Origin of the sequence: Pseudomonas sp. sp1636, assembly GCF_030376615.1 — a bacterium.
Taxonomy (GTDB): domain Bacteria; phylum Pseudomonadota; class Gammaproteobacteria; order Pseudomonadales; family Pseudomonadaceae; genus Aquipseudomonas.
The window spans coordinates 184,258-191,479 of sequence record NZ_JARRAB010000008.1; the positions used below are offsets into that span (position 1 = coordinate 184,258).

Below are 7,222 nucleotides of genomic sequence, written 5' to 3' on the forward strand. Positions count from 1 at the left end.
CCGGGCAAACAGCAGCGCGGCCCGCGCCGACCTGCCGGCGCTGACGCCCCAGGCGGCTGCCAGGAAGAACAAAACCGCGAGCAAACCGACCGCTACGGATGAACAGCCCCGCCAAGTGCGGGGCTGTTCATTGCGCTCAAAACTCAGAGCGCAGAGATAACGCCGGTTCTCTCATGCTTCGCGGCGAATCAGCCGTGCTTGCGCCGCCGCCACAGCCACAACGCCAGCACGCCGAGGGTCAGCAACAGCGGCATCAGGGCGATATTGACGAACTTCAGGGTACCGCCCAGCGCCTCGATATCGGCGTTCAACTGGTAGCGCACCTCGCGCAGCTCCTTGCGGATCTTCAGCTTCTCCTGGAGGAACTGGCGCAGCGTGGTTTGCTGCTCCGGGGTCAGCTCCAGTGCCTTGCTCGGGTCGTCGCTGCGTTGCAGCGCGGCGAGCTTTTGTTCAGTCTCCGCCAGCCGCGCCTGCAGGGTCTGCTCCTTCTCGCGAAAGCGCGCTTCGGCCTCGCGCTGGATCGACTCGACCACCTCGAACGGACGGCTGAAGCGCCCGCGCGAACGCACGCTGATCAGCGCCTCGGAGCCGGCCAGGTTGTCCAGCGCGTTGATCGCGAAACCGGCGTTGTCGGCCCACGGCTGCGGAATGCGCTGGCCGAAGAAATCCTGCACCTGCACCCACATGCGGTCGCTGAGCAGGTCGGTGTCGGCGACGACGATGACGTTGATGTTGTCCGCCTGCTTGAGGCCGTCCTTACGCCCTTCGATGCCGTCCGGGTAGGCCGACGGTGCCGGGCCGTCGATCCGCGCGGCGATGCTGTAGCGCGCGCCGCTCGGCTGCAGTTCGCGAATCAGCTCTTCCGGGTTCTGCAGCATGGCGAAGCGCTTCACGTCGAAGGGCATGGCGTACTGCGAGCTCTGGATCAGCGGGATGAAACGGGTCTTGGCGCCCTCCAGCGGTTCGAGCATGCCGGCACTGGCCACGGTCAGGCTCTCCAGCGCGGCGGTGCTGATGTCGTCCGCATCCAGGGCGCCCTTGGGCAGGCTCAACCAGGCGGCGTGGCGCACCGGCCGCTGATCCTGGCCCATGCTCACCGACATGGCGTAGGCGCCGTCGCCGAGCACCTGATCCGGCACCAGGCGCAGGCCCCAGGCCTTGAACAGCGGCTCGAGATCGGACGACTTGTCGAGCATCATCTCGCCCGGCATCTCGGCCTGGGTGTCGGCTTCGCTGAACGGGTCGACGAAGGCCAGCAGCTTGCCGCCGCGCAGGACGAACTGGTCGATGGCGTAGAGGGTCTGCTGCGGCAGGTTCTTCGGATGCACCAGCAGCAGCACCGAAACCCTCTCCGGGATCAGGTCGACGTCGGCCTTGAGTCTTTCGAGCTGGAACAGCTGGCGGATTTCCTCCATGACCATCCAGGGCGGGGTCGGCTGGCGCGCCTGCATGTCGAAGCCGCCATTGATCTGCAGTCCGGACAGCACGCCGACCACCGGCCTTTCGGGCTTGGCCAGGCTCTGCAGCAAACGGCTGAGTTCGTACTCGAGGAACTCTTCCTGATCCAGGGCGAAGAACGGAATCACCTGGGTCTGACCTTCGGCGTTCTTGCCGGCCAGGCCGAAGTAGATCGAGTCGCCGCCCTGTCGCAAGGGAATGCCCTGCAGGCCGAACTCGGCGGCCTTGTCCTCGTCCGCGGAGAAGGGCACCGGGTCGATGATGTTCAGTTTGAGCCTGTCGCCCGCCTCGCGCTGGTAGGCCTTGAGCATTTCCTCGACGCGCTTGGCGTAAGTGCGCAGCGCCGGCAGATCCTTGCTGGCGGCGTCGGAGTAGAAGAAGTTCAGCTCCACCGGTTGCTCCAGCTCGGCAAGAATCTGCCGGGTGCCGGAGGAGATGGTGTAGAGCTTCTGCTCGGTCAGATCCAGCCGTGCGCCGGTCAGGCTCAGGCTGGCGAACAGGTTGAAGGCGAGAAACGCCAGGGCGATGAGGACGAGCCCGGCGCCGGAAACCATCAGCTTTTTCATGGACGCCCTCAATCGGCTTTCTTCAGGTCGATGACCACCGCAGTCGCGGCCAACCAGGCGGCGATCAGGGTGAGGAAATACAGCAGGTCACGCAGGTCGATCACGCCCTTGCTGATGGCCTCGAAACGGGTCAGGAAGCTCAACGACGCCACCGCGTCGATCAACCATTGCGGCGCCCAGCCACTGAAGCCGTCGAGCACCATGGGAAAACCGCTGACGATAAACAGGAAGCACACGCTGACCGCCAGGATAAAGGCGATCACCTGGTTCTTCGCCAGCGCCGACATGCACGAGCCGATGGCCAGGTAGGCTCCGGCCAGCAGCCAGCTGCCGAGGTAGCCGGTGGCGATGGCGCCGTTATCCGGCTCGCCCAGGTAGTTGACGGTGACGATCATCGGGAAGGTCAGCAGCAGCGCCAGGCCGGCGAACACCCAGGCGGCGAGGAACTTGCCGGTGACCGCCTCGAAGCGGGTGATCGGCAGGGTCATCAGCAGCTCGATGGTGCCGGACTTGCGCTCCTCGGCCCACAGGCGCATGGCGATGGCCGGCACCAGAAACAGGTACAACCAGGGGTGGAAGCCGAAGAACGGCGCCAGATTGGCCTGGCCGCTCTCGAAGAAACCGCCCAGGTAGAAGGTGAACACCCCGGACAGCACCAGGAAGATCACGATAAATACATAGGCCAGCGGCGTGCTGAAGTAGCTCGCCAGCTCGCGTTTGAACAGCACCGGTAACTGCCTCATACCACCTCTCCACGGGTCAGGCGGCGGAACACTTCGTCCAGCCGGCCGCGCTCGACATTCAACTCCTTGACTCGCCAGCCGCGCTGAGCGATCAGCGCATTGACCTGCGCGAAGATCACTTCGCCCGGTTTGGCCAGCACGCTCAGGCTGTGTTCGCGCGCGTTCTCTTCCACGCTGGCGACCCCCGGCAGTGCGGCCAGCGCCACCAGATCCAGCGGCTCCTCGGCCACCAGGGTGACCGCCTGGTGATAGCGCGAGCGGCTCTCCAACTGCAGCGGCGTGCCATCGGCCAGCAGCTTGCCGTGGGCGATCACCACCGCACGGGTGCACACGGCTGAAACCTCTTCGAGAATATGGGTGGAGATGATCACGATCTTGTCGTAGGCCAGGCTCTGGATCAGCTTGCGCACCTGGTGCTTCTGGTTCGGATCGAGGCCATCGGTGGGCTCGTCGAGGATCAGCACCTTGGGATCATGCAAGATCGCCTGGGCCAGACCGACGCGGCGTTTGAAGCCCTTGGACAGGGTCTCGATGGACTGCTCGAGGACGTTTTCCAGTTCGACCTGGGCCACCGCCTTGGCCACTCGCTGACGTTTCGCCGCGCCCTTGAAGCCGCGTACCTCGGCGATGAACTCGAGAAAACCGCGCACCGTCATGTCGCCGTAACAGGGCGCGCCTTCCGGCAAGTAGCCGATCTGCCGCTGGGCCTTGAGGGTGTCTTGCTGGATGTCGAAGCCGAGAATGCTCGCCGTGCCGGACGTCGGCGCGAGGAAACCGGTGAGCATCTTCATGCTGGTGGACTTGCCGGCACCGTTCGGCCCGAGGAACCCCAACACTTCCCCCCGCTCGACGCGCAAGGACAGGTCGTCCACCACCGTGTGTCGGGCGAAACGCTTGGTTAGATTTTTTATCTCGATCATGGCCGCTCACCAGTTCCGGTAAAGGCCCCAGCCACCCTGGCCGCGGAGCCCGTAAGGTCCCATCTCGACATCAGGAAAGCGCAGAGGAGACGGGTTGCCAAAATGCCGCCGGACTATATGAAGCCTGCCGCGCTATTGCAAGACAGCCCGCCACCCGGAGCGCCACGCAGAGTGTTGCCGCACATGACAGAACAACCGCAGGGTCAGGGCGTGACCTGATAGCCACGTCTCTGCAGGCAACCGGCGCACACCTCCGGCATTGAAGGATAACCGCCAAGCGGCCAGCTATTGCGCCGCATCCAGGCCAAGCGGCGGCGCGCGCAGCCACGCCGGCTTTTGCCGCAGCCGGGCGAATCCGGCACACTAGGCGCCCCGAGCAATCGCTCGTTTGCACAGCCAGCAGACTCCGTATGACCCGCTCCCCGTTTCGCCGTTTCGTGTTCGGCACCCTGCGCCGCCTGCTGTACCTCTGGGTGCGCTCGGAAACCATCAACCAGTCGGCCTTCTCCCTCAAACTCGACCGCAGCAAGCCGCTGTTCTATGTGCTGCAACTGCCGTCCTTGAGCGATCTGGCGGTGGTCGACAGGGAGTGCCGCAAGGCCGGCCTGCCGCGCCCGGTGCTGCCGGTAACGGTGGGCGATCTGCTCGAGCCGGCGGCGTTCTTCTACCTGACCCCGGAGCCGGACTGGCTCGGCCGGCAGGACAAGCGCGGCATTGCGCCGCCCCTGCAACGCCTGGTCGCGGCCCTCAGCCAGCACGCGGTGGACGACGTGCAAATCATCCCGGTCAGCGTGTTCTGGGGCCAGTCGCCGGATCGGGAAACCAGCGCCTGGAAGCTGCTGTTCGCCGATAGCTGGGCGGTCACCGGGCGCCTGCGCCGGCTGGTCAGCATCATGATCCTGGGGCGCAAGACCCGCGTGCAGTTCTCAAGCCCGATCCACCTGCGCGAACTGGTGGAGCAGGACAAAGGCCACGAACGCACCCTGCGGATGGTGCAACGTATCCTGCGGGTGCACTTTCGCCAGCAGAAAGCCGCGGTCATCGGCCCCGACGTGTCGCACCGACGCAACCTGGTCAAGGGGCTGGTGCACGGCCCGCAGGTACGTCAGGCGATCATCGAACAAGCCGAGCGCGAAAAAATCAGCGTGGCTAAAGCCGAAGCCCAAGCGCTACGCTACGGCAACGAAGTCGCCTCGGACTACACCTACACGGTGATCCGCTTTCTCGAACTGGTGCTCAGCTGGTTCTGGAACAAGATCTACGACGGCATCAAGGTCAATCACATCGAAGCCGTGCAGGAGGTGGCCCAGGGTCATGAGGTGATCTATGTGCCCTGCCACCGCAGCCATATCGACTACCTGCTGCTGTCCTACCTGCTGTTTCGCAATGGCCTGACCCCGCCGCATATCGCCGCCGGGATCAACCTCAACATGCCGCTGATCGGCGGCCTGCTGCGCCGTGGCGGCGCCTTCTTCATGCGCCGCACCTTCAAGGGCAATCCGCTGTACACCGCGGTGTTCAACGAATACCTGCACAGCCTGTTCAGCAAGGGTTTCCCGGTCGAGTATTTCGTCGAAGGCGGCCGTTCGCGCACCGGACGCATGCTCCAGCCGAAAACCGGCATGCTCGCCATCACCCTGCGCAGCTTCCTGCGCAGCCACCGCCTGCCGGTGGTGTTCGTGCCGGTGTATGTCGGCTACGAACGGGTGCTGGAGGGCCGCACCTACCTGGGCGAATTGCGCGGCGCGAGCAAGAAGCAGGAATCGATCTTCGACATCTTCAAGGTCATAGGCGCGCTCAAACAGCGCTTCGGCCAGGTCTGGGTGAATTTCGGCGAACCGATCAAACTGGCCGAGTTTCTCGATCAGCAACAACCCGACTGGCGCCGCCAGGATCTCGCCCCGCACTACCGTCCGAACTGGCTGAACGAGGCCACCAGCAAGCTCGGCCAGCGCGTGGCGCAACACCTCAACGAAGCGGCGGCGATCAACCCGGTCAACCTGGTGGCGCTGGCGCTGCTCTCGACCAGCAAGCTGGCCCTGGACGAACCCGCCCTGGCGCGGGTGCTCGACCTCTACCTGGCGTTGCTGCGGCGCGTGCCCTACTCGCCGCACTGCACCCTGCCGGAGGGCGACGGCCAAGCGTTGATCGACTACGTCAAAGGCATGGATCTGCTCGCCGAGCAGAGCGACGCGCTGGGCAAGATCCTCTATCTGGATGAACACAACGCCATCCTGATGACCTACTACCGCAACAACGTGCTGCACATCTTCGCCCTGCCCGCGCTGCTGGCGAGCTTCTTCCAGAGCAGCGCGCGGATGAGTCGCGAACAGATCCTGCGCTACACCCGCGCGCTCTACCCCTATCTGCAAGCCGAGCTGTTCATCCGCTGGAACCTGGACGAACTGGATGCGGTGGTCGACCAATGGCTGGCCGTCTTCGTCGAACAAGGCCTGCTCAGCTTCGAGGCCGAGGTTTATGTGCGCCCGCTGCCCAGCTCGCGGCATTTCGTCCTGCTGACCCTACTCTCGCGCACCATCGCCCAGACCCTGCAACGCTTCTACATGGCCACCGCCCTGCTGCTCAACGCCGGCCAGCATGCGATCAGCGCCGAACAGCTGGAAGACCTGTGCACCGTGATGGCCCAGCGCCTGTCGATTCTGCACGGCCTCAACGCCCCGGAGTTCTTCGACAAGAGCCTGTTCCGCCACTTCATCCAGACCCTCCTCGACCAGGGCGTGCTGCGCCAGGATCAAGCCGGCAAGCTCAGCCACCACCCACTGCTCGGCGGACTCGCCGAAGGCGCCGCCAAGCGCGTGCTCCCGGCCGAGATTCGCCTGTCGATCCGTCAGGTGGCAATGGACAGGAGTGAGGATGTGCTGGAGCCGCTTTAGCCTCCCGGCCCGATGCAGCAGGCACGCCTGCCCCAGGTTGGCGCAGCAACTTGGTTCGGCTACTCGGTAATCTGGCGGATGTCCAGCAGCACCCACACCTCGTAACCCTTGGCGCGCGCGGCCTTTTCGGCTTCGAGCTGGGCGGCGAGCGTGCTGATCGAGTGGGAACGGTGCTCGAAGCGGAAAGGCGGGCCACCGTTCTTGCGCACGCTCAGTTCGACGAGCGTGTAACTGGACGGCGGCTTGGGCTGTGACTGTTGTTTCGGCGGAATCGGGTCGAGGCCGAGGGCGCGGCGCATCTCGCCTTCCAAGCAGTTGGTTTCGGTCAAGCTAGAACCCTATTGCGATAATGAACGTCATTGTAAACCGGACTTTGTCCGACATTGCACGACAAAGTTCTGCAATCGCGCTGGATTTGGCCAACGCATCGCCAATAAAGACGGGATAGTGCCACGTCGAGGGCACAAAGTGGGCGAGCAGTGTTCGGCCCACCCCGACTCGCGGCTCGCTCCGGGCATCGACACGGGCACATAGCCCCCTTCCCGACCGCACGCCTACGGGCCTGCCCGTCATCCGCGCAGGAAATCCTGGCGTCAACAAACCCGACCAACGGGCACGTGCAACGCCTGCAGGCGATCCTC

The 7,222-nt window shown here is 64.5% G+C and carries 5 protein-coding genes; 1 reads left to right on the forward strand and 4 read right to left on the reverse strand.

Annotated elements, in window-relative coordinates; genetic code table 11:
* Positions 1-188: 188 nt before the first annotated feature.
* The 3 genes from P8H27_RS10500 to P8H27_RS10510 are packed head-to-tail and all read right to left on the reverse strand — an operon-like array spanning position 189 to position 3,687.
* A complete protein-coding gene (locus P8H27_RS10500) occupies positions 189-2,024 on the reverse strand; it encodes a Gldg family protein (protein ID WP_289637307.1) in 1,836 nt (611 codons plus the stop codon).
* A gap of 8 nt (positions 2,025-2,032) precedes the next feature.
* On the reverse strand, positions 2,033-2,767 hold the full coding sequence (locus P8H27_RS10505) for an ABC transporter permease subunit (RefSeq protein ID WP_289637308.1): 735 nt from the start codon (positions 2,765-2,767) through the stop codon (positions 2,033-2,035).
* Positions 2,764-3,687: an ABC transporter ATP-binding protein gene (locus tag P8H27_RS10510; protein ID WP_289637310.1), complete on the reverse strand. Its 924-nt coding sequence runs from the start codon at positions 3,685-3,687 to the stop codon at positions 2,764-2,766. The genes P8H27_RS10505 and P8H27_RS10510 overlap by 4 nt, the downstream gene beginning before the upstream one ends.
* Before the next feature lie 410 nt (positions 3,688-4,097).
* Here P8H27_RS10510 and plsB point away from each other — a divergent pair, with 410 nt between their 5' ends.
* On the forward strand, positions 4,098-6,581 hold the full coding sequence (gene plsB, locus P8H27_RS10515) for a glycerol-3-phosphate 1-O-acyltransferase PlsB (RefSeq protein ID WP_289637312.1): 2,484 nt from the start codon (positions 4,098-4,100) through the stop codon (positions 6,579-6,581).
* 59 nt (positions 6,582-6,640) lie between these two features.
* Here the strand turns inward: plsB and P8H27_RS10520 are convergent, their stop codons facing one another.
* Entirely contained in the window at positions 6,641-6,910 is a 270-nt protein-coding gene (locus P8H27_RS10520; protein WP_289637313.1) for a hypothetical protein, read from the reverse strand.
* Positions 6,911-7,222 lie beyond the last annotated feature (312 nt).